Raw genomic sequence first — 21,410 nt, 5'->3', positions numbered from 1 at the left:
TGGATGCGGCCCGGCCCGCCCCTCAAGCGCGAGCCGGCGCCGTGCGTGGCACTCTACGGGTGCGCGGAGTTCGCGGCGATCTGCGCGGAGTTCGCGGCGATCTGCGCGGGGTGGACGACAGGCTCCTCCAGGGGCGCGGGGGGCAAGAGGCCCGCCCCCAGGAGCGCACCCTCGAGCGAGCCGTGCATCCGCGCTTCGAGCAGGTGTTGCGCAATCGGCTCGAGCGCGGCCTCCAACTGGGGCGGCACCTTCACCAGGGCCAGGTGCGCATTGCGCACGGCGAGGAACTCCGCCAGGTACTGGAGCGTCGCCACACCCGCGGCGTCCACGAGCGACACGCGCGACAGGTCGATGACCACGAGCTTCGCCCAGGGGGGACCGTCCACGAGGTCGTAGAGCTTGAGGTGGTTGATGAAGAGGATGGGCCCGTCCACGCGCGCAACCAGGAGGTCCAGCGCCTCGGGGGCGTTGGGCGCTTCCGGGGCTTGCACGTGCAGGCCGCGCTGCAGCTGCGACGCATCCGTCACCCGCTGCACCTCCAGCCGCAGGGCGCCATGGCGCCGCACGTAGAGGAGGCTCGCCAGCGCGAGTCCGGCCCCGATGCCGGCGAACACGTTGAACACCGCAATGCCCAGCGCGGTGACGACCACCACGCTCAACGTCGACTTGGACTGATTCCACATGGCAACAAGACCCTCCAGGTTGAGCAGGCGCACCCCCACGACCAGGAGGATCGCGGTGAGTGCGGCAATGGGGATGCGCGCCACCAGCGGCGCGAGCAGCGCCATGGCCACGAAGAGCCACAGTGCATGCATGACGGAAGCGGCGCGGGTGCGCGCACCCGCTTGAATGGACGCGCTGGCGCGCACGATGGCGCCCATCACCGGGAAGCCGCCGAACAGTCCGGCCGCGATGTTGGCCAGTCCTTGACCCATCAGGTCCTGGTCCAGGTCACTGTGGGTGCGCGCCCCCGTGAGCGCATCGAGTGAGCTCGTCGCGAGCAGCGAGCCGAGCGACGCAAGCAGCGCAAGCCCCAGGGCCGCCGGCAGGAGGCTCGCGAGGTGCACGTCCTCGAAGGAGGGCAGCGTCGGCGTGGGCAGCGAGCGCGGCAGGGCGCCCACCGCGTCGTAGCCCGTCCCGAGCCAGACCATGAGTACGGTGCCGATCGTCAGCCCCACGAGCACCGCGGGGATGCGCTTGTGCAGCCGGGGCAGGGTCACCATGGCCAGCGCCGTGAGGGCTCCGGCGGCGACCCCGAGCCAGCCCACGTGCCCGCCCCAGGTGCGCTGCATCACGAGCGCCACGGCGTTCGCGTGCGTGTCCTCCACCGCGAACAGCCGCGGCAGCTGCGTGTTGAGCAGCAGGAGGCCAATGCCCACCGTGAAGCCCATCACCACCGGCCGGGGGATGAGCCGCGCGAACCGCCCGGCGCGCACCAGCCCCAACGCCACCTGCATGGCGCCCGCGAGCACCGTGGCGATGGCGAGGCCCGCGGCCCCGTGCGCCGCCACGATGGCCGCGGCCAGGGGCAGCAGCGCCGCCTCGGGCCCGGTGACCTGGAAGCGGCTGCCACTGAGCAGCCCGCCCACGACGCCAGCCACCACGCCGGAGATGAGCCCGACGCTCGCGGGCAGTCCCGCCGCGGTCGCGAGCGCGACATTGAGAGGCAGTGCCACGCACGCCACGCTCAAGCCGGCGGCCGCATCGGCTGGCAGGCTGCTTGGGTGCACCATCTCGCGCCAGCTGTGGAGGAGCTCGCCCGCACGCCGGGTCGAGAAAGATCGCTTGGAGAGAGCGGTTGTCGAACGCATGGACGACGGCGTCTTTCAGGTGTCGTGCCAGAGGCTGTGTCCGAGGGAGGCGCGCCCCGCTGTCGGTTCATCCCCCCACAGCCCCTGTCGGCTCAGGCCGACACTGTCGGGGCCCGCAGACGGCCGTGAGAAGTGACGGGCCGCGCGCACGGACGCGGGTTAGATTGCGCGCCATGTTGGTGCTTCGACTGCGCGCCCGGCTCCTGTTGTCCTACGCGGTGGTCACCGCGCTGCTGGTGGCGGCGTTCTCCCAGATGGCGGTGGGCCTCATGCGCACCCACGAGCTGGTGGCGAGCGTGGGCCAGGAGGAGCTCGCGGCCTTCGAGCGGGAGCAGCGTGTGTACGTCGCGGCCTGGGCGCTTGAACTGGCGGTGCGGCGCGGAGTGGTGGCCTGCGAGCAGCACGACAGCAGCGCGCTCTCTGTGCACAGCGCTGTCGCCAGCGCACGCCAGGAGCTCCAGACCGCGCTCGGCGCCGGCACGGTGCAGCTCGATGCGGGCATCCGCGCGAGCGCCCAGGACTATGTGCAGTACGCCCTGCAACTGGAGCAGGCCGGCACCTGTGATTCGATGCTGTCGTTTCCCCTGCGTGAGCGGCGGCTGCAACTGGATGAGGCCCTCACCACGGTGTGGTCCGAGCGCACGCGGGACATGCGCCTGGCCATCCAGGCGAAGGAAGACCAGGCGCGGGCGCTTGGCTCGGCGGCGCTGCGCTCCGGCGGACTCTTCGGCCTCCTGGGCATCCTCGCCGCGGGAGTGCTCGCCTTCGCGCAGGCGCGCGCGGTGTCGAACTCGGTGGCGCTGCTCTCCACGCATGCGCGCCGCATCGGCCAGGGTGACTTCAGCCCCTTGCCCCCATTGCGCGGGCCCGAGGAGCTGCGCGCGCTCTCGCTGGATCTGGACCGCATGCGGGGGCGCCTGGCGGAGCTGGACCAGCTCAAGAGCGCGTTCGTGGCCTCGGTGTCCCACGACCTGCGCACGCCGCTGGCCCGGGTGCGCGAGGCCCTCTCGCTCCTGGGCGATGGCAGCACGGGCCCCCTGACGACGCAGCAGGCCCGCGTGGTGAAGCTCGCACAGGCAGCGTGCGAGCGTGAGATTCGCATGGTGACCTCCGTGTTGGATTTGTCACGCGTGCAGTCCGGCCAGCCGCTGCAGCGCAATGCCGGGGCCTCGGTGGAGCAGATTGTCCAGAACGTCCTTCAGGACCTCGCCTTCGAAGCGGATGAGCGCAAGGTCCAGCTGGTGTTCGACGCAGCCGCGAAGCCCGTGCGCGCGCCCATGGATGACGCTCTCGTCGAGCGCGCCCTGTCCAACCTGGTGAGCAATGCCATCGCTGTCTCCAGGGCAGGCCAGACGGTGCGCATCACGTGTGAGCTGGTGAGCCGCAAGCGCCCTGGCGCCGCCAGCCCCGTGCCCGCGGTCCAGCTGTCCATCGCGGACCAGGGTCCCGGCGTGCCCGCGCACGCGCGCGAGTGGATCTTCCGGCCCTTCGCGAGCCTGGAGGTGGGCGGGCGCCGCAGCACGGGGCTGGGCTTGGCCATCGCGCGCGAGATGATCACCGCGCACGGTGGGGAGCTGTCGCTCGCGGACACGCCCGCGCCCGGAGCCACCTTCATCTTCTGGATTCCCCTTGAGGACCCCGCGTCCCCTGGAGCCCGCCTTGACGCCTGAGCCCCCCATCCAGCAGCCCCGCGTGCTCCTGGTGGACGATGACCTTCAGCTCGCGGAGCTCATGTCCATGCGCATGACGTCCCGCGGCTACCACGTGACCGTGGAGAGCGAGGGCAAGGGTGCCCTGCGCAGGCTCGCGCAGGAGCGCGTGGACGCCATGGTGCTCGACCTGCGCCTGGAGGACATGGATGGCATGGACGTGCTCCGGGCCGCGCGACAGCGTGCTCCCGAGCTGTCCGTCATCATGCTCACCGCGCACGGCTCCATCGAAACCGCGGTGCAGGCCATGCAGGAGGGGGCCTACGGCTTTCTCACCAAGCCGTTTCACGACCACGAGCTCATGCAGAAGCTCACGCACGCGCTCGAGCGCTCGCGTCTGCGCGGGGAGGTGGCCGAGCTGCGGCGGCGCATGGGGGAGGAGGGCGAGCCCCTGCTCCTGGGCGTCAGCGAGGCCATTTCGCGCGTGCGCGAGGTGATTGCCCGCATTGCCCCCACCGACGCCACCGTCCTGCTCACTGGCGAGAGTGGCACCGGCAAGGAGCTGGCGGCGCGGATGCTCCACGTGCTCTCGCGACGCAAGACGGAGCGCTTCGTCGCCGTCAACTGCGGCGCCCTTCCGCCAGAGCTGCTGGAGAGCGAGCTGTTTGGACACGTGAAGGGCGCGTTCTCCGGGGCCGTGCGCGAGCGCGAAGGCCTGTTTGGCGCGGCCAACGGCGGCACGCTGTTCCTGGATGAGATTGGCGAGGCGTCTCCGTCCGTGCAGGTGAAGCTCCTGCGCGTGCTGCAGGAGCAGCGGCTCACGCGCGTGGGCGCGGACGAGGAGGAGTCCGTGGACGTGCGGGTGGTCGCCGCCACCAACCGGGACCTTGCGGAAGAGGTGGCCGCGAAGCGCTTTCGTCAGGACCTCTACTTCCGGCTGCACGTGGTGCCCATCGAGCTGCCACCCTTGCGTGAGCGGCTCGAGGACATCCCCCTGCTCGCGCAGCTCTTCCTGGAGCGCACGGCGAACCGCTACGGCCTGCGTCCGCCGCGCCTCGCGCCCGCGACGGTGGAACTGCTGCAGCGCTATGTCTGGCCTGGCAACGTCCGGGAGCTCATCCATGAGATGGAGGCCGTGGTGCTCCTGGCCGGCGCGGACGAGCTCCAACCGCGGCATCTGTCCCGCCTCGGTCAGGCGCTGGAGCGGCCCCCAGCGGAGAGCGCGCAGCTGCCAGGGGTTCCAGGAGGGACCGAGGCATTGCCCTCGCTGCGCGAAGCACGCGATGCCTTCGAGCGTGCCTACCTCGCGGAGGCCATGCGCCGCAGCAGCGGCAGTGTCAGTGCCGCGGCTCGAATGGCCGGGCGCAACCGGAGTGACTTCTACGACCTGCTCAAGCGGCACGGACTGTCCGCCGCTGACTTCAAGGGAACAGTCCGTTCCGAGCCCCCTGATTGAGTCAAGGCGCCGCGCGCCCGCCAATCTCCGGAAAGCGCTCGTAGGTCTGCTTGAGCGTGTCCAGGTGGGCGGGGTCGTCCAGGTCAAGCGGCACGTCGGTGAGCTGAACGATCCAGCCTCCCGATACCGTGCGCCGGGCTCGTGAAAGCAGCTCGGCGTCGCGGGCCGGGTCCGGGAACCCGATGGCCTCCGCGGCAGCGGCCGACCAGTAGTTCAGCCACCCGAGGTAATAGGGAATCTGGGGCGCGCGGATGTGCTCGAGGCGCTTCAGGGCGGGCAACCCTCGGCGTGGGGACGGCGGCCCTTGCAGCGTGGGTGCTGTCTGGTACGCGATGTCCAGCGCAGCGTCGTCTGGCGTCGCATGCCCCCAGTACGCGCGCGCGCCCTCCGCAACGCGCTCCAGCACCTCCGCCCCTGCCGCGATAACGGCAGCGTCTAGCGGCAGCTTTGCATGGACATCAAGCAATGACTGCCCGCCCGGAGCCAGGCTTGCAGGTGTTGTCAACCCGCTGATCTTCACGGGGAAACGCTCATCGCCATTGCATACGAAAGGGAACTTTCCTCCTGCCGCAGCCTCAATGAGCCATTCGTCTCGCTGTGGCAACATGGCAAGCTGTCGCTTCTCGGTAACTTCCCACTCCAGGCGCAAGCCGGGCAAAGCTCTTTCCATGCCATGGACTACTGCGAGCGTGCGGTCATCATTTCGCACGAGTGACGAGGCGTAGACGGCCAGAACGAGGCGCTTTTTTGTGGTCATCGTTTGCATCCCGTGACGACGATTTTGAGGGAGGAGTCGAGAGCAAACAGCGCATCTTTGTGTGCTTGGGTGCTCACACCGACAACGAAGTCGTAGCCACAGGCTTGTGCCACCTGGCGCTCATTGCGCAATTGCTCAATCTCCTTCTCGATCTCCTGATCCCGGATGAATTCGTTGTATGTATCAAACTGGTGGGTCTTGATCTCCCACAGCACTCGCACGCCGACTTGCAGCGCATCGAAGCGAACACCGCCAACAAGCACGTCCATTCCAGGATAACGGTTGGGAGGAACCCTATCGGCGCACTGATTGTGCATGTCGTCTCCTCCCCGGTGCTTTACCGGAACAGGCTCACAACTGGCGCGGCCCGTCCGGTCCACGGGCACAGGCGGCACTGGGGGCTGCCAGTCCTGTCCCGCTGGCTCGGGCTTCAGCTTGGGCTTGCGTTGCGCTTCAGCGTCCCGGGATGCCACCTTCGTTCCTCGTGAGGTCCCTGCTTCCTCGGGGTAGGCGTGGCGGAGTTCATATGCATCCAGCGCTTCTTTGATGGCGACGGCGACCACCACCACGCCAAGCACGATCACGGCTCCTACCGCGATCTCAGGAGCCGCCAGCACGCAGAACCCGACGCCCACGGCAGCGGCGCCAGCGGAGGCGACCGCGCATCTTCCCGTGGTGTCGTGAAACTCGAGCCGGTCATGGTCGAGGGCCTGATAGCACCGCTCCACCAGGACAGGCCAAGGCTGGGACGCTTCGCGGACCACGCACCGCCCATTGTCAGCCCAGGGCAGCCTCGCCGCCCGCTCAAGGTTGGTGAGTCCCTGACTCCGCGTTTCGCGTGTGCCGCGAGCCGGCGTAGCGCACGCCGAAAGGAGAAGCAGGAGTGCGATGCAAGCGCGGAAACGCATGGCGATATCCTCGCAGCAAGAGAGGTCCTCCCGCTGCTGACTTCAAGGGAACACCCGAGGGTGGGCCCTTGCGCCCGACGCCCCGCGATCCTTGACAGCATCCCTTCACGTGGGGAACGTGCGCGCCCCTCATGTGAAAGGTCCCGCGTGTCCGCCTTCTCCGCCGCCCACCTCGTCACCCTGGGGTCGCTGCTGCTCGCCGCGTCCCCGGCCCGCGCCCAGGCGACCGAGCCCGAAAAGCCCCCGGAGCCCCCCAGCGTCCAGCTCTCCGAGGAGGGCTACACCTTCTCCACCGCCGACAAGGCCTTCGTGCTCAAGGTCCGTGGACAGCTCCAGGGGGACGGCCGCTTCTACGTGGCGGACTCGGACCGAAGCGGCACCAACACGTTCCTCATCCGGCGCCTGCGCCCCTTCCTGGACGGGACGCTGTTCGGCTTCGTGGACTTCCGGCTCATGCCGGACTTCGGCGTCAATCAGCCGCTCATCCAGGACGCGTATGTCGACCTGCGCCCCGTCGAGTGGCTTCGCCTGCGCGCTGGCCGCTTCAAGGCGCCCTTCGGGCTGGAGCTGCTCCAGGCCAACACGGACGTCCCCTTCATCGAGCGCTCGCTCACCTTCGACCTGGTCCCCGTCCGCGACGAGGGCCTGCAACTGCACGGCGACATCGCCGGGGGGCGCCTCCACTATGCGTTCGCGGTGATCAACGGCACTCCTGACGGTGCCAGCATCGACGTCAACACCGACGACAGCTTCGACCTGGTGGCCCGCGTCTTCGCCCAGCCCTTCAAGGGCGATACGGACTCCGCGCTCCAGGGCCTGGGCCTGGGCGTCGCCGTCTCCCGGGGCCTCCAGTTCGGCACGCCCTCCAGCACCGCGTCCGCGACCGGCCTGGTGCCCCAGCGCAGCACCGGCCAGGAGATCATCTTCAGCTTCCTGAACAACGGGACCACCGGACCGACCGCCATCGCGGACGGAGAGCACGTGCGCCTCTCGCCCCAGGGCCACTTCTACTGGGGGCCGGTGGGGCTCCTCGCGGAGTACGTCCTGTCGTCACAAGAGGTGAGCATCGGGGATCAGCGTGCGCGCCTGCGGCACCACGCGTGGCAGGCGTATGCGTCGTATGTGCTGGGCGGGGACGCGTCCTTCACGGGCCCCAAGCCCCACCGCCCCTTCGACCCCAAGACAGGGAAGGGCGGGGCGCTGGAGCTCTCCGTGCGCTACCAGGGTTTGGACATGGACGACGATGCGTTCCCCGTCTTCGCGGACCCCACCCGCTCCGTGAGCCAGGCCCGGGGCTTCGGTGTCGCCACCCTCTTCGCCCTCAACCGGCGCGTGCGCGTCGCGTTGAACTACCACCGCACGAACTACGTGGGCGGGGCTCCAGAAGGGGACAGGGAAGCGGAGAACGTCGTGATGTCCCGGTTCCAGGTCGCGTTCTGAGACACGGGCACCGGGTGGGTAGCAATTGCACGGGCCTCCGGTGTTTGGTTCGCACACCGCGAATTCACCTGGAGGACTTCGGATGCTCACCCATCGGTCGGGTCGATGCGTACTTGGCGTAACGCTGTTGCTGTGGGTCTCGGGTTGCGAGAAGGATGATGGCCCTGTCTGTGACCGGCTCGCGCCCCGGCTGCAGCACGCGCTCGAGGAGGCCGCCTCGGCCGGGGATCTCCCAGGGGTCACGGCCTCGCTGCGTCTCCAGGACTGTACGTGGCGGGGCGCGGCGGGCGTTTCCAGGATGGAGCCCTCCACCGGACTGAAGGCCGAGGACCGGCTGCGCGTGGGCAGCATCACCAAGACCTTCACCTCCGTGGTCGTCCTGCAGCTCCAGGCCGAGGGAAAGCTGTCCCTGGACGCGCCGCTGGCCACCTGGGCGCCGGACTTTCCCCGCGCGGACCGCATCACCGTGCGCCAGCTCCTCAATCACACGAGCGGCGCGTTCAACTACACGCAGAGCCAGGACTTCCTTGCCCAGGCCGAGGCGAACCCCGGGAAGACGTGGACCGCCGAGGAACTCATCGCGCTGGGTGCCGCGAAGTCCCCCGCCTTCGAGCCAGGGACGCGCTGGGATTACTCCAATACCAACTACATCCTCCTCGGCCACATCCTTGAGTCGGTGACGGGGACGCCGCTGGCGCAGCAGATTCGCACGCGCATCCTCGAGCCGCTGGAGCTGGGCAGCACGGGGCTGGACGGCGCCGAGCCGCTGCCGCCCCTCGCCGTGCGGGGCTATTCGCGGGATCCGCGCGATGGCTCGTGGATGGACTTCACCGACTTCATCCATCCGTCCGCAGCCGGCGCGGCTGGCGCCCTTGTCTCCAGCGCCGACGACCTCAGCGCCTTCTACCAGGCCCTGTTCGAGCGCTCGCTGCTCGCCCCGGTGCAGCTTGCGGAGATGACCGACTGGGTGGCGACGCCCATCCCAGACATGCCCGGGTATGGCCTGGGCCTGGTGCGGGCCGTCACCCCCGTGGGCCCTGGCCATGGCCATGACGGCGAAATTCCCGGGTTCTCCGCCCTGGCCTTCTACCTGCCCGAGCGCAAGGCCTCACTCGCGGTGCTGACCAACCGCGAGAGGGCCGCCGTGTCGGGTGTCACCCAGAAGTTGCTGGAGGTGCTCGCCACGGAGTGAGGTGTGGAGGCAGCGTGGTGCGCCATTGCCCAGCCGGGATGCGTGACCCCGATGTAGTCCGGGGCCGGAGCGCCCGGGACTCACGCAAGCCCGTCCCGGGCATTCCGACTGCGCTCCGCCGTCATCCCCCCTTGTGCTGCCAGCCCTTGAGCTTCGCGTAGAGCGAGCTGCGGGAGATGCCCAGCTTCGCCGCCGCGCGCTCCACGTGGCCGCCCTCGCGCGCCAGCACGCGATCGATGTGGCGGTGCTCCAGCTCCTCCAGCGTGAGGTCCTCGCCCAGCGGCTCCTCCGCGGGCAGCAGGGACTCGAAGCGCAGGGCGCTGCGCGACAGGCGGGGGCTGCCGGACAGGAGCACCGCGCGCTCCAGCACGTTGCGCAGCTCGCGGATGTTGCCCGGCCAGCTGTAGGTCATGAGGGCGCGCTCGGCGTCGGGCTCCAGCTCCACCTGACCGCGCCCCCGCTGCGCGCCCATCTCCGCCAGGAAGTGGCGCGCGAGCACCGGCACGTCCTCCGCGCGCTCGCGCAGGGCCGGCACGTGCAGGATGAGCGTGCTGATGCGGAAGTACAGGTCGTTGCGGAAGCGCTTCTCCCTCGCGGCCACCTGCAGGTCCTGGTGCGTGGCGGCCACGAGCCTCACATCCACGCGCCGGTCCTTCACGTCGCCCAGGCGCCGGAAGCGCTTCTCCTCCAGCACCTTGAGCAGCTTGGGCTGGACGGCCACGTCCATGTCGCCAATCTCATCCAGGAACAGGGTGCCCCGGTCCGCCACCTCCAGCAGCCCCTGCTTCGCGGCCACCGCGCTGGTGAAGGCTCCCTTCTCATGGCCGAACAGCTCCGAGTCCAGCAGGTCCTTGGACAGCGCGGCGCAATTCAAATCCACGAAGGGGGCCTCCTTGCGCGGTCCGCCTTCGTGCAGCCAGCGCGCGAGCACGCTCTTGCCGCTGCCCGTCTCACCGGTGACGAGCACCGGGCTGTCGCTGTCGCGCACGCGCTCCGCCTCGTCGCGCAGCGCGCGGATGGCGGGGCTGTTGCCCAGGAACGGATCCACCTGCGTGCGCGCCGTGCGCGAGCGGTCCGCCAGCAGGCGCTGCCGCTCCCGGCGCTGGGCCACGAGCCGCTCCAGCACCACCTTGAGCACCGCCAGCTCCAGCGGCTTGGTGAGGAACTGCTCGGCGCCTTCCTTCACGGCCTGCACCGCCAGCTCGATGGAGCCGTGCCCGGTCAGCACCACCAGGGGCACCGCCGCGTCCAGCTCCTTGAGCCGGGGCAGCAGCTCCAGCGCCGTGCCGTCCGGCAGCCGGTAGTCGATGACGGCCACGTCGGGCCGGTGCGTGCGGAAGCCCTCCTGGGCCTCCGCCACGCTGGTGGCTTCGTCCACGTCGAAGCCGTGCTGCGTGAGGTAGCCCTTCATGCCCAGCCGGACGCCGGGCTCGTCGTCCACGAGCAGGATGCGGGTGCGCGTCATGATACCTGTGACTTCGGAAGGGGCCCGGCGATCACAGCCGGGGGAAGGGCCGGCAGCAGGATGGTCACCTCGGCGCCTCCCTGGGGATGGTTGGACAGACGGATGCGCCCCTGGTGCTCCTCCAGGATGCGCTGGACGATGGACAGCCCCAGGCCGGTGCCTCCCCGGCGCTTGCTGAAGAAGGGCTCGAAGACGTGGGGCAGGTCCTCGCTCTTGAAGCCGGGCCCTCCGTCGTGGACGGTGCAGCGCACCCACGGGCGCCCTGCCTCCTCCACGGCCTCCGCCGTCACGTGGACGGTAGCGCCCTGGGGTGAGTGCTGCACGGCGTTCTCCACCACGTTGCGGAAGACGTGGAACAGGCGGCGCGCGTCCATGCGCACGGGGGGCAGCGCGTCCGACAGCTCGCGCGCGAGCTTCACGGAGGCCTTGTCGCCCGTGAGCGCGCAGGCGGACAGGGCTTCGGCGACCACCGCGCCCACGGCTCCGTCCGTCCACTCGCCCCGGGTGGGACGGCCGTATTCGAACAGCTCCTGGGTGAGGTGGGTGAGGCGGCGCACCTCGCCGCGCAGCACGTCCAGGTACGGCTTCAACTCCGGCTGGGCGCCGTAGGTGGCCTCCACCGCGTCCACGACGGCGGAGATGGAGAACAGGGGGTTGCGCACTTCATGGGCCACGCCCGCGACGATGGCGCCCATGGCGGCCATGGTTTCACCGCGCCGCACGTGGGCCTGCAACTCCAGCAGCCGCGTGACCTCCGTGGCCACCAGGATGATGCGAGGGTCCTCGCTGGCCTTCTCATCCACCCAGGCGGCCGACAGCTCCCAGGTGCGTCCGGACTCCGCGTCGTGCACTTGGCGGCTGGCGCTGGCATGCGTCGCGCGCAGCTCCTCCACCAGCGGCCCCGCGCTGGACCAGGGCGGGGCCCCGGCGGCGGCGGCGAGCGGCTGGCCCGCGGGGTCCGCCTCCCGGAAGAGCACGCGGGCCGCGTCGTTGAGCCGGTGGATGATGCCGTCCGCGCTCAGCACCAGCAGCGGCGACGACACCGCGTCGAAGGTGCGGCGCCACTCCGCCGCGGAGCGACGGAAGCTGTCGTTCAGCCGCTGGCGCAGGTCCTCGGCCAGGCGCCGGTCGGTGATGTCGGTGACGACGCAGCCCAGGTGCACGCCGCCCCGGTCGTCCAGGCCGGAGGCCGCGGCGCGGCTGCGCACCCAGCGCACGCGCCCGTCCGCGCAGATGATGCGGTGTTCAATCTCCACCTCGGTGCTGGGGGCCAGGGCCAGCGACTCGATGCACTCGCGATAGCGCGTCCGGTCCTCCGGGTGGATCATCTCCGCCCACAGCGGCGCGGGCGTACCCTCCGGGCCGGTGCCGGTGAAGGCGCTGGCCGGGTAGCCGGTGGTGCGCTCGATGACGGGCGTGCAATAGAAGTCACGCAACACGCCGTCCCGCAGCTTCCCGCCCCACAGGTAGTCCGGCAGCGACCGGGTGAGCACGTCCAGGCGCCCCTCATGGTCCTGGAGGGACGCCTCCGCGCGCATCCGCTCGGTGACCTCCGACAGGGACGCGATGACGCCCAGCACCGCGCCACCAGCGCCACGCACGCGCGAATAGCTCCCGAACCAGAAGCGCGTCTCGCCGGGCGCCGCGGGCGTCTCCACCTGGAGGCTCAGGTCCTGAAGAGGCGCGTCCGACTCCAGCGCGCGGGCCAGCCGGGGCGCGAGCGACGTGCCCAGCGCGGGCAGAACCTCCGAGACATGGCGGCCCAGGTGTGCCTTCGCGGGCAGGCCGTTCATCGCGGCGAGCGCGGCGTTGACGTGCACGTACTTCAGGTCGCGGTCGTAGAACGCGAAGCCCACCGGGGTGATGTCCATCACCGCGTCGCGCAGCGCCCGGGCGTCGTCCGCCTGTTCGCGCAGCCGGGCGCACTCGCGCTCGCTCCGGGCCAGCGCGCGCAGGGCGGACAGCGCGCCCACCGCCGCCAGCACGAAGGCGCTCACCGCCAGCACCGCGCAGCGAGGCCCTGTCGCCAGGTCCGCGGTCCCGGCTCCCACCAGGGCCATGATCACCGCGCAGGCCGCGGCGACGGCGGCGAGGCGGAGCAGCGTGGACATCGAGGAGGTCGTGGGCATGGCGCGCGACGAACGCACCTCACTCTACGGTTCCTCGCAGCTCCTTGCATCGCCGCACGGAAACATCCAACGCCGGCACTGGACGAAGGTCCAGGAGAGACAGGGAGTCGTTCTCTCCTGGTGAATGGGGTTGAACATCCGGTGTGTCAGGGTCGTGGGAACCCACCACCCGCGCGGACGCCTGCAATCTCAGACAGCGGGACCCGCGATGATCGCCGGCGGTCCCGGATGGTTGGGATCATGCGCGGGTGGCTCCTGGATGCCCGGCTTCACCTCGGGGTCCTGAAGGGGCGGCGGCGGTTCCTGGCGCCGGGGTTCGCCCGGCGGTGGATCCTTCTCCGGGGTGGACGGCCGGGGCGGCTCGATTTCAGGCGTGGGCTTCGGATCCGGCTCCTTCACCGGCTTCGTGGGCGGGTTCGTCTGTGGATTCGTCGGCATGTCCTTCCACACTGCGCACGCCGCTCTCCCAGGGAACCGCCGCACCCACCTCACCCGCGCGGGGTGCGTGGTTTTTGACAGGTGTCCCACGGGGCTGGGCCCAGACCTCCACCACCGGCTCGATGCGCGGGGTGAGCTGGAGCATGGAGCTGGGGAAGCAGCGCGCCGGCAGCCGGGCGAACAGCTGGCGTACGTCCTCCGCCTCCCGCGCGCTGGCCACGGCGACGTGCGGCCGGACGATGAGGTCGGTGAACTGGGCCGCCTGCTCGGGGCTACCGCGCACCAACCGGGCCGTGGCGGAGCTCTGGTAGAAGAGCACCCCCACGCCCGCCTCCCGGGCCCCGTCCAGGAACGCGTGCAGCGTGCGCCCCTCCACCGCGCCCACCAGCAGCGCCTCGGGGTCCCACCGCCCGTCCCCGGAGGGGGCCTCCTGGTCGCCCAGGGGACGGCCAATCGGCACGGGGGGCGCACGGTCGCTCGTCAGCACCGCGCCCCGTTCTCCTTGCCAGTAAAGGCGCGTTTCGTACTCGGTGATGGAAGCGGAGGTCATCGGGCATCTCCTCGGCAAGGGGCATGCGCCATGCGCCTTCAACACGCATGCCGGGACAATGCTTCACATCCCGAAGGCCCATGCCCTGGAGGACGAGTCTCCCCAGCCATGCCGATGATCGCGGGGCCACACGCGCACTGGCCGGGGATGCGGACCTCCACGAACAGCCCTTTTGGACGATTTCGCCCCCGCCGTTCTTGCTCCACATCACGCGCCTCAATGCCTGACATGGGGGGGCGGCATGGGTTCGTTGCGACGCGGTGGGGAGCGGTGTCCGTTGGCTGTATGGCTTTGCGAGGGCTTCCAGGGCCGCACGGCCTGATGGGAGCGCACCCCGCGCGAGGGGCACGCCCTGCGCCCGGAGGCCCGCCCGTGGACGGTTGGGCACCCTCCAGACGCATGGTCACCCTCAACGGGGAACCCCTTCTTGAACATGTCCATGCACGAAAGACGTGAGGCACCGATGGCCGAGGCGTATGCGAGTCAGCTCATCCAGGCACCCGCCGACGTGGTCTGGGACCGCGTGGGAGGCTTTGACAGCCTTCCGCGCTGGCACCCCGGCATCGTCTCCAGCGAGCGGGTGACGCATCCCGGGCCGGGGACCGGCCCCCTGCGCCGGCTCACCACGCGCGACGGCGAGGTGTACCTGGAGGCCCGGCTGGCGTACGACCCGCATGCGCGCAGCTATGCCTACGAGATGCTGGAAGGCCCGCTGCCGGTGCGCGACTTCGTGGCGAAGCTGCGGGTGACGCCGGTGACGGCGACCGGGCAGACCTTCGTGGAGTGGCACGCGACCTTCGGCCTGTCGCCCGGGCACGAGGGCGAGGCGGCGGCGCTGTGCCAGTGGATCCGCGAGGAGCTCTTCGCGCGGGGCCTGCGGGGATTGGCGCACACCTTCCTGCCGCCTCCGCCCCGGGTGTCGGCGCCGGAGCTGGAGTGGCGGCGCTGAAGGGGCCTCACAGCCGCTGGAGGAAGCGCACCAGGTCCTGCTTCTGCGCCGGGGTGAGGGACTCCGGCGGCCCGCCCGGGAACTCGGGCGGGTGCAGCGGCAGGCCCACGGTGGGAACGCCCGGGAGGATGAAGCGGCTGTAGGTGTCCACCGTCTCCGCGAGCGTCTCGTGGCTGTTGTCGTGGAAGTACGGCGCGGTGCGGGCGATGCCGCGCAAGGACGGCACGTCGAAGGCCTCGAACTCCGCGGGGTCGCCGCTGATCAGCGCGCGGCCCGGGTCGGTGGAGTACCACTGGGGGAACAGCGCGGGGCCCACGATGGGCGCGCCGTTCTCATCCAGGGCGGGGTTGATGTCATCCGGGTGGCCGCTCGCGGTGACGGGGATGGGAGGCAGGTCGGTGACGGGGTGCTGGCGCGTGCCGTCCGTGTAGAAGCGGAAGCGGTACTGGGGCAAGTCGACGGACATGTTGTAGAGGGGCACGACGCCGCGCTGTCCCAGGTAGGTCATGAGCGCATAGCCGGCGTTGATGAACTCGCTGTGAGGCCGGGGCACATTGACGGGCCTGGGCGGTGCCCCGGGCGCGGCGGTGTACTGGACGTTGCCGTCCGGCTTGAGGGCATAGAAGAGCGCGTCATGCGTGGCGCGGTTCACGATGCGGTTGCGCGTGCGGTCGCCGTGGCAGGCCTCGCAGGCCAGGTTGTAGACGTCGCGTCCGCGCCGCTCGGAGGCGTTGAGCAGCATCAGGGCGTCCGGATCCGGGATGGCGCTCAGGGGCCAGCCGCGCTCCAGCAGCTCCGACACGAAGCGGGCACGGGGGGAGCTGAACACGCTGCGCTCGAACGCGGCGATGCGCTGGAGCACGTGCGGCGCCACGGTCCCGCCCTCGCTGTGGTTGGTGACGGCGCTCTGGGCCTGGGTGACGAGGTCGGTCTCGCGGCCGTCGAACTGGAAGGGGCCGGAGAAGCCGGTGTCGGCGATGCTCGGCACGCCGCGCCAGACGGAGACCTTCCGGTCCGGCGCGGTGATGACATTCCCGTGCACGTCGATGACGTCCATGTTCGCGGGCAGGGGGAGCACCACGCGCACCAGCCCCTTCTTCAGGTGCTCGTAGGTGGGCACGGGGGCGGTGGGGTCATCCGCGTCGATGCGGTTGAACAGCGGATCCGCGGGGTTGCGCGCCCAGAGCGCCTCCACGTGCGCGGGCGTGAGCGCGGTGTCGTCCGCGAACACGTGGCACGTGGCGCAGGAACGGCCGTTGGTGCCGGGCAGGGCCTCCTGGAAGTGCTTCCTGCCGGCGGCCGCCTGGGCCACGGAGGCCAGCTCCGCCTGGGACGTCGCCAGTGTGGCGGTGGCTTCCACGGGTGATGCGTTGTCGGTGCAGCCCACGAGCCCGGCGAGCGCCAAGGCCCCAACGGTGCGCGCGATGAATCGATGCCCTGCCATGTGTTCCCCTCCCGGTTGCCGCGATGGAAGGGGAACACCGCGCGCCCTTTCTCGTGTCACCGCGAGGAAGAGGGGAGTTGTTGCGGCTCGCGAAGCGGTGAGGCTCAGGACTTCCGGCGGCGGGCGCGCGCCACCAGGCCCGCGAGCAGCGCGCCGGCCCACATGGCCGGAGCAGGCGTCGCGGCGCCGCAGCCCAGGCCGCCGCCGAGCATCTCGTCGTCGGGCGTCTGGCCAATCACGCCGGAGTCGTCCGGCGTCTGGCCACCGCCGGTGCCCGGGCCCGGATCCGTGGTGCCTCCCGTGCCGCCATCGACACCCGTGCCGGTGCCACCATCCGAGCCCGTGCCACCGCCGGCCGCCGGGATCATGTCCCAGCTGTGGCGCACCGCGATGCCGATGTTGCCCGCCGCGTCCACCGCGCGGACCTGGAGCGTGTGCGTCCCGGGCAGCAGGTTCTCCAGCGTGATGTTCGCCAGGCAGACCTGGAATGCCAGCCCGTCCACGCTGCACTGGAACGTGGCCGGCGTCTCGTTCGCGGAGAAGCCGAACGGCGCCACCGTCCCAGTGAGCACCGGCGGCGGATACGTCACCAGCGTCACCACCGGCGCCACCGTGTCCACCGTCCACGAATACGTGGCCGGCGTGGGGTCCGTCAGGAGCCCGAACAGGTCCCTGGAGCGCACCTGGAGCTGGTGCGGGCCCTCGGCCAGGCCCGTGAAGTCTCGCGGGTTGTCACACGCCGCGAACGTGTTGCTGTCCAGCGCGCACTGGTACGACACCAGCAGCGCGGACGACGCGAACACGAAGCGCGCCTTCTGCTGCGCGCTGTAGGCCGCCGGACCGCTGACGATGACCGTCTCCGGCCCCAGTGCCAGGATGCTGAACTGCACGCTCGCGGCGGGGCCCGTCTGGCCCGCGACGTTGGTGCTCACCGCCACCAGCGTGTGCACGCCGTCGGACAGGAGCTCCAGCAGCGACGGCGCGTAGCTCCAGTGGCCGTTCACGTCCGCCGTCACCGTCGCGATGACCTTGCCGTCCAGGCTGAGCGTCACCTTCGCGCCCACCTCCGCGGTGCCGCTGTAGAACGGCAGCGCGGTGGACAGCAGCAGGCCCAGCGTGGGGGTCAGGATGACAGGCGCCGCGGGGGGCGTGTCGGGGAGCGCCGCGGCCAGTGGATGCGGGGACACGGCGGGGGAAACAGGCGAGGCCTCGGCGGTCGCACGGGCATTCAGGCAAAGCGCGGCCAAGGCCCCCACGAGGAGGCGGTAGGAAGAGGTCGTCATGAGGGGCTCCGAATGAGTGAGGTGGGTGCTGCGGATGAAGGAGGGAGAAGGGGACGGACAGCGGCTCAGTCGTGCGGGACGATGTGGAACTCCACGCGCCGGTTGAGCTCACGGCCGGACGCGGTGGTGTTGGAGGCGACGGGCGCATCAGGGCCACGGCCGGCGGCCATCAGCCGGGCCGTCGCGACGCCGAGCGACTCCAGCTTCTGGATGACCGCGGCGGCGCGCTGCTGCGACAGCGTCCGGTTGGTCTCCGGACGGCCGCGCGAATCGGTGTGGCCCTCCACCAGGATGGCCGTCAGCTCCGGGTGGTTTTCGAGGACCTTCGCCACCTGCTCCAGCAGCGGGAACGAACGCGGCAGCACCTGCGCCTTGCCGGAGGCGAAGTAGACCTTCTCGCGGATCTCCAACCGGTCCTGGGTGATGACCACCAGCTGCTTCTGCTTCGCCGGGCAACCCTGGTTCGACGCGGGACCGGACTCCAGCGGGCAGTTGTCCACCACGTCCGCCACCGCGTCGCCGTCGTTGTCCACCTCCGGGCAGCCGTCCTCGTCCAGGAAGCCGTCGCGGTCCTCGGGGTCCACCGGGCAGTGGTCCTTCGCATTGGCGACGCCGTCGCTGTCGTCATCCAGGTTCGGACACTGCTCCAGCGAGTGGCTCTGATTCGGAGCGCACACGTCCACCACCGCCACCGGGGGCGCGACCGGCTCCGGCTCCGGCGCGGGGGCCTCCGCGACGCGGGGGCGCATCACCGGCCGGTCCACCTGGAGCGCGGCCACCGACAGGCCGGCCATCACGCGGAAGGCGGGCGTGCCCGGCGCGGTGCCCAGGCCGGGACCGCCCAGCGCGAAGACCTCCATCCGGGACCCCAGCGCGTAGCGGCCGCCCGCCAGCAGTTCCAGAGGCACCGGGCTGTCCGTCAGCGGCACCGCGGAGCGCAGGCCCAGCTCCCCGCGCAGCTTGTGGCCCGTGGTGGCCACCGTGGCCGCCCAGGGCAGCTCCGAGCCGACCTCACGCGACCCCACCGCCGTGCGGTTGCGCAGCCGGACGCCCGCCTCCAGCCCCAACACCACCGGCCCCACCGTGCGGCCCGCGGCCACGCGCGGCGTGACGTCCCAGCCGCCGCTGCCCTGGAGCGCGTCCTTGTTGCCCACGGGCAGCCCCACCGCCAGCTCCGCCGCAAGGGACACCGGCGCGGACGCCTCGTCCAGCAGCCCCAGCCGGCCCTGTAGCACCGGCGTCCCCAGGCCCCACGACTCCGGCGACGTCATGCCCACATTGGAGAAACCGCTCGTTCCCTGGTGGGCCATCAGGGGGAGGATGGCGCCCACCTCCACCCGTTTGCTCACCGTATAGGTGCCCGCCAGCTGCACCTGCGTGCGCGACCCGATGAGCGACTCCCTCCGCTCGCCATCCCGGTAGAGCGTGAGCGGCGAGCGCTCGTGGTGCGCCGCCAGGGACAGCCGCAACTCACCCGGCTCGCGCAAACCCCCGGCCGATGTGCCGAGCGCGGCGCGCGACGTCGGATTGAGGCTCAGCCGCTCCAGGTCGAACGCGGGGGCGGGGGTGGAGGCGGCGCTGGCCAGCGTGGGCAGCAGCGCCAGGGTGGACAACAGTCGCAGGGGGGGCCGCAGGATCATGAGGGGCCAGGACTGAAGGCCTTCGCGACGTGGCGGGTCGTGAAGGCGAAGGAGCAGGGGAGATGGGGGGAAGGCTGGAATTGCGAGAGGGATTGAATCCGGGAGGCTCTTGTCTGGATTGAAGAGCCCGATAGGCGTTCGCACTTCTTGTCGTAGGACGCTGGAGGCGGAGGTTCCGTGATTCAGGAGGGATGTAGTTCCCAGGAAAGGTTCGACTCGGACGTTTTGCCGCCGCCCTGGCCCGGGACGGTATGAATCCGCCCTCGCTCCGGGCACGCTGCCGCCGGCATCAGGAGCGAAGGGGACCATGGACATCATCCGCAATGACAAGCAGGGCGCGAAGGTGAAGCTGGAGCGCATCCCCACGTCGCCGCCAAAGAAGGCGGACCGGGAGGAGGCGAAGGTGGAGTTCGAGGCCCTGGGCGAGGAATTGTTCGACCTCCAGGACCTGCTGTGGGGCGCGAAGATGAACTCCGTCCTCATCGTCCTGCAGGGGCGCGACACCGCCGGCAAGGACGGCACCATCAAGCACGTGGTGGGCAGCCTCAACCCGCGCGGCGTGGTCGTGACGTCCTTTGGCGTGCCCAGCACGGAGGAGCGGGAGCACGACTTCCTCTGGCGCGTGCACCGCGCGGCCCCGCGCCAGGGCGAGTTCGCCATCTTCAATCGCTCGCACTACGAGGACGTGCTCGTGGCGCGGGTGAACAACCTGGTCCCCAAGCCGCTCTGGAAATCGCGCTACCATCACATCCGCGACTTCGAGACGCTGCTCACCGAGCACGGCACCGTCATCCTCAAGTTCTTCCTCCACATCAGCCAGGAGGAGCAGGAGCAGCGGCTGCTGGCGCGTGAGCAGGAGCCGCGCAAGGCGTGGAAGATTTCCGCCGGGGACTGGGAGGACCGCAAACACTGGGCGGACTACACGCGCGCCTACGAGGACGTCTTCGCGCAGACGTCCACCGAGCAGGCGCCCTGGCACCTGGTGCCCTCGGACGCCAAGTGGTACCGCAACCTCGTGGTGGCCCGCGCGGTGGCGGAGGCCCTGCGTCCCTACCGTGAGCAATGGCAGGAGCGCTTGGACGCGGTCGGCAAGGAGAAGAAGGCGGAGCTGCGCGCCTGGCGCAAGAAGCGCTGAGCGCACGGCTTCTCGCGTCATCCATGACGCGTGGGGCCCATGTCGCACGACGTGGGAAGCGCTGACCCGGCCGTGACATGCGGATGGGACAACGCTGACGGTCAGCCCGTCCCGGTGTGTCGCCGGGCGGTCACCGCCGGAGCCCTGTCGACATGGAACGAACCGCGTCGCCGTCGAACAAGGACCTCATCGCCCGCACGCGTCCCTTCGCGGCCCAGGACACCGGGCGCTCCATCGGGGCGCTCGTCTCCACCTACGCCGCGCTCGCGGGCGCGGTGGCGCTGGCGGCCGCGGCGCCCTGGTGGCCGCTGCGCATCCTGGGCGGCCTCATTGAAGCGCTGGTGCTCATCCGCTGCTTCATCCTCTTCCACGACGCGATGCACGGGGCGCTCCTGCCGAAGTCCCGGTGGGCGAAGGCGCTCTTCCAGGTGCAGGGCCTGCTCACGCTCACGCCCGCGCGCATCTGGAATGACACGCACAACCATCACCACGCCAACACCGCGCGCATCGCGGCGGACTCCGCGGGCACCTTCGTCACCTGGACCACGGAGCAGTGGCGGAAGGCCACGGGGGCCGAGCGCCTGGGCTACGTGGTGGAGCGCCACCCGGTGACGCTGATGCTGGGCTACTTCACCGCGTTCCTCTACAGCCTGTGCCTCCAGCCGTTCGTGAAGAACCCGAAGCGCTACTGGACGTCCGGGCTCGCGCTGGGTGTGCACGTGGCGCTGTCCGCGGCCGTCTGGCACTTCTTCGGCCTGGGCGTCTACCTGTGCGCCTTCGTGGGGCCGCTGATCGCCGCGTACGCGCTGGGCACGTACCTGTTCTACGCGCAGCACAACTTCGACGACGTGGCCATCCTGCCGGAAGCCGCGTGGAACCACGCGGACGCGGCGCTGGAGGCCAGCAGCTACATGCGCTTCGGGCCGGTGATGGCGTGGTTCACGGGCAACATCGGCTACCACCACGTGCACCACCTCAATCCACGCATCCCGTTCTACCGGCTGCCGGAGGCGATGGCGGCCATCCCGGAGCTGCAGGGGCCACACGTCACCGCGCTCACGCTCAAGGACATCGTGGGCTGCCTGCGGCTGAACCTGTGGGACCCGTCGCTGAAGCGGATGGTGCGCTACCGCGACGCGCGGCTCACCCCGAGCACCTGAGGAA

16 protein-coding genes are annotated in these 21,410 nt (G+C 70.5%); 7 read left to right on the top strand and 9 right to left on the bottom strand.

The features are described from left to right. Positions 1-53: 53 nt before the first annotated feature. Entirely contained in the window at positions 54-1,733 is a 1,680-nt protein-coding gene (locus D7W81_RS02025) for a SulP family inorganic anion transporter (RefSeq protein WP_279637796.1), read from the bottom strand. Between the two features lie 251 nt (positions 1,734-1,984). Between D7W81_RS02025 and D7W81_RS02020 the strand changes: the two genes are divergently transcribed. Together D7W81_RS02020 and D7W81_RS02015 are read left to right on the top strand one after the other, a co-directional pair. Continuing rightward, entirely contained in the window at positions 1,985-3,481 is a 1,497-nt protein-coding gene (locus tag D7W81_RS02020) for a HAMP domain-containing sensor histidine kinase (RefSeq protein ID WP_147445319.1), read from the top strand. Further along, entirely contained in the window at positions 3,471-4,916 is a 1,446-nt protein-coding gene (locus tag D7W81_RS02015) for a sigma-54-dependent transcriptional regulator (RefSeq protein WP_120553603.1), read from the top strand. Before D7W81_RS02020 ends, D7W81_RS02015 begins: the two co-directional genes overlap by 11 nt. Position 4,917: 1 nt before the next feature. On the opposite strand, the gene D7W81_RS02010 is transcribed toward D7W81_RS02015, so the two are convergent. Next, positions 4,918-5,673, bottom strand: a complete 756-nt coding sequence (locus tag D7W81_RS02010) for a DUF5953 family protein (protein WP_120553602.1) — start codon at positions 5,671-5,673, stop codon at positions 4,918-4,920. Further along, entirely contained in the window at positions 5,670-6,581 is a 912-nt protein-coding gene (locus D7W81_RS02005) for a DUF6310 domain-containing protein (RefSeq protein ID WP_120553601.1), read from the bottom strand. The genes D7W81_RS02010 and D7W81_RS02005 overlap by 4 nt, the downstream gene beginning before the upstream one ends. Before the next feature lie 147 nt (positions 6,582-6,728). Between D7W81_RS02005 and D7W81_RS02000 the strand changes: the two genes are divergently transcribed. Together D7W81_RS02000 and D7W81_RS01995 are read left to right on the top strand one after the other, a co-directional pair. After that, positions 6,729-8,021 carry an OprO/OprP family phosphate-selective porin gene (locus tag D7W81_RS02000; RefSeq protein ID WP_120553600.1) on the top strand — a complete coding sequence of 431 codons (1,293 nt, stop codon included), beginning with the start codon at positions 6,729-6,731 and terminating at the stop codon, positions 8,019-8,021. 82 nt (positions 8,022-8,103) lie between these two features. After that, positions 8,104-9,213 (top strand): serine hydrolase domain-containing protein, encoded by a 1,110-nt coding sequence (locus D7W81_RS01995; protein ID WP_120553599.1) that lies wholly within the window; start codon positions 8,104-8,106, stop codon positions 9,211-9,213. A gap of 121 nt (positions 9,214-9,334) precedes the next feature. On the opposite strand, the gene D7W81_RS01990 is transcribed toward D7W81_RS01995, so the two are convergent. From D7W81_RS01990 to D7W81_RS01975, 3 genes are all read right to left on the bottom strand, one after another. Continuing rightward, entirely contained in the window at positions 9,335-10,678 is a 1,344-nt protein-coding gene (locus D7W81_RS01990; RefSeq protein ID WP_120553598.1) for a sigma-54-dependent transcriptional regulator, read from the bottom strand. Further along, positions 10,675-12,807, bottom strand: coding sequence for a PAS domain-containing sensor histidine kinase (locus tag D7W81_RS01985; protein ID WP_120553597.1), 2,133 nt, complete (start codon positions 12,805-12,807; stop codon positions 10,675-10,677). The genes D7W81_RS01990 and D7W81_RS01985 overlap by 4 nt, the downstream gene beginning before the upstream one ends. Before the next feature lie 367 nt (positions 12,808-13,174). Next, positions 13,175-13,795, bottom strand: a complete 621-nt coding sequence (locus D7W81_RS01975; protein WP_120553595.1) for an OsmC family protein — start codon at positions 13,793-13,795, stop codon at positions 13,175-13,177. A 439-nt stretch (positions 13,796-14,234) separates the two neighbouring features. Here D7W81_RS01975 and D7W81_RS01970 point away from each other — a divergent pair, with 439 nt between their 5' ends. Next, positions 14,235-14,744 (top strand): SRPBCC family protein, encoded by a 510-nt coding sequence (locus tag D7W81_RS01970; protein ID WP_158621399.1) that lies wholly within the window; start codon positions 14,235-14,237, stop codon positions 14,742-14,744. Positions 14,745-14,751: 7 nt separating this feature from the next. Here the strand turns inward: D7W81_RS01970 and D7W81_RS01965 are convergent, their stop codons facing one another. The 3 genes from D7W81_RS01965 to D7W81_RS43995 all read right to left on the bottom strand — a co-directional run bounded on the left by D7W81_RS01965 (position 14,752) and on the right by D7W81_RS43995 (position 19,111). Next, positions 14,752-16,188: a cytochrome c peroxidase gene (locus D7W81_RS01965; RefSeq protein WP_120553593.1), complete on the bottom strand. Its 1,437-nt coding sequence runs from the start codon at positions 16,186-16,188 to the stop codon at positions 14,752-14,754. Between the two features lie 104 nt (positions 16,189-16,292). Next, entirely contained in the window at positions 16,293-17,471 is a 1,179-nt protein-coding gene (locus tag D7W81_RS01960; protein WP_120553592.1) for an Ig-like domain-containing protein, read from the bottom strand. Between the two features lie 65 nt (positions 17,472-17,536). Further along, a complete protein-coding gene (locus tag D7W81_RS43995) occupies positions 17,537-19,111 on the bottom strand; it encodes an OmpA family protein (protein WP_120553591.1) in 1,575 nt (524 codons plus the stop codon). A 307-nt stretch (positions 19,112-19,418) separates the two neighbouring features. Here D7W81_RS43995 and D7W81_RS01950 point away from each other — a divergent pair, with 307 nt between their 5' ends. Further along, entirely contained in the window at positions 19,419-20,246 is an 828-nt protein-coding gene (locus tag D7W81_RS01950) for a PPK2 family polyphosphate kinase (protein ID WP_120553590.1), read from the top strand. A 152-nt stretch (positions 20,247-20,398) separates the two neighbouring features. Next, a complete protein-coding gene (locus tag D7W81_RS01945) occupies positions 20,399-21,406 on the top strand; it encodes a fatty acid desaturase family protein (RefSeq protein WP_120553589.1) in 1,008 nt (335 codons plus the stop codon). Positions 21,407-21,410 lie beyond the last annotated feature (4 nt).

The organism is Corallococcus aberystwythensis (genome assembly GCF_003612165.1).
In the GTDB taxonomy this organism is placed as follows: domain Bacteria; phylum Myxococcota; class Myxococcia; order Myxococcales; family Myxococcaceae; genus Corallococcus; species Corallococcus aberystwythensis.
Note: the sequence above shows the minus strand (reverse complement) of the source record. Positions and strands in the feature narration are given on the sequence as shown.

Excerpts from the sequence above, each read along its gene's own strand:
- D7W81_RS02025 (WP_279637796.1), bottom strand. The coding sequence starts at position 1,733 with ATGGTGCACCCAAGCAGCCTGCCAGCCGATGCGGCCGCCGGCTTGAGC.
- D7W81_RS02010 (WP_120553602.1), bottom strand. The coding sequence starts at position 5,673 with ATGACCACAAAAAAGCGCCTCGTTCTGGCCGTCTACGCCTCGTCACTC.
- D7W81_RS02020 (WP_147445319.1), top strand. The coding sequence starts at position 1,985 with ATGTTGGTGCTTCGACTGCGCGCCCGGCTCCTGTTGTCCTACGCGGTG.
- D7W81_RS02005 (WP_120553601.1), bottom strand. The coding sequence starts at position 6,581 with ATGCGTTTCCGCGCTTGCATCGCACTCCTGCTTCTCCTTTCGGCGTGC.
- D7W81_RS01945 (WP_120553589.1), top strand. The coding sequence starts at position 20,399 with ATGGAACGAACCGCGTCGCCGTCGAACAAGGACCTCATCGCCCGCACG.
- D7W81_RS01960 (WP_120553592.1), bottom strand. The coding sequence starts at position 17,471 with ATGACGACCTCTTCCTACCGCCTCCTCGTGGGGGCCTTGGCCGCGCTT.
- D7W81_RS01965 (WP_120553593.1), bottom strand. The coding sequence starts at position 16,188 with ATGGCAGGGCATCGATTCATCGCGCGCACCGTTGGGGCCTTGGCGCTC.
- D7W81_RS01970 (WP_158621399.1), top strand. The coding sequence starts at position 14,235 with ATGCACGAAAGACGTGAGGCACCGATGGCCGAGGCGTATGCGAGTCAG.
- D7W81_RS01975 (WP_120553595.1), bottom strand. The coding sequence starts at position 13,795 with ATGACCTCCGCTTCCATCACCGAGTACGAAACGCGCCTTTACTGGCAA.
- D7W81_RS01995 (WP_120553599.1), top strand. The coding sequence starts at position 8,104 with ATGCTCACCCATCGGTCGGGTCGATGCGTACTTGGCGTAACGCTGTTG.
- D7W81_RS01950 (WP_120553590.1), top strand. The coding sequence starts at position 19,419 with ATGGACATCATCCGCAATGACAAGCAGGGCGCGAAGGTGAAGCTGGAG.
- D7W81_RS01990 (WP_120553598.1), bottom strand. The coding sequence starts at position 10,678 with ATGACGCGCACCCGCATCCTGCTCGTGGACGACGAGCCCGGCGTCCGG.
- D7W81_RS43995 (WP_120553591.1), bottom strand. The coding sequence starts at position 19,111 with ATGATCCTGCGGCCCCCCCTGCGACTGTTGTCCACCCTGGCGCTGCTG.
- D7W81_RS01985 (WP_120553597.1), bottom strand. The coding sequence starts at position 12,807 with ATGCCCACGACCTCCTCGATGTCCACGCTGCTCCGCCTCGCCGCCGTC.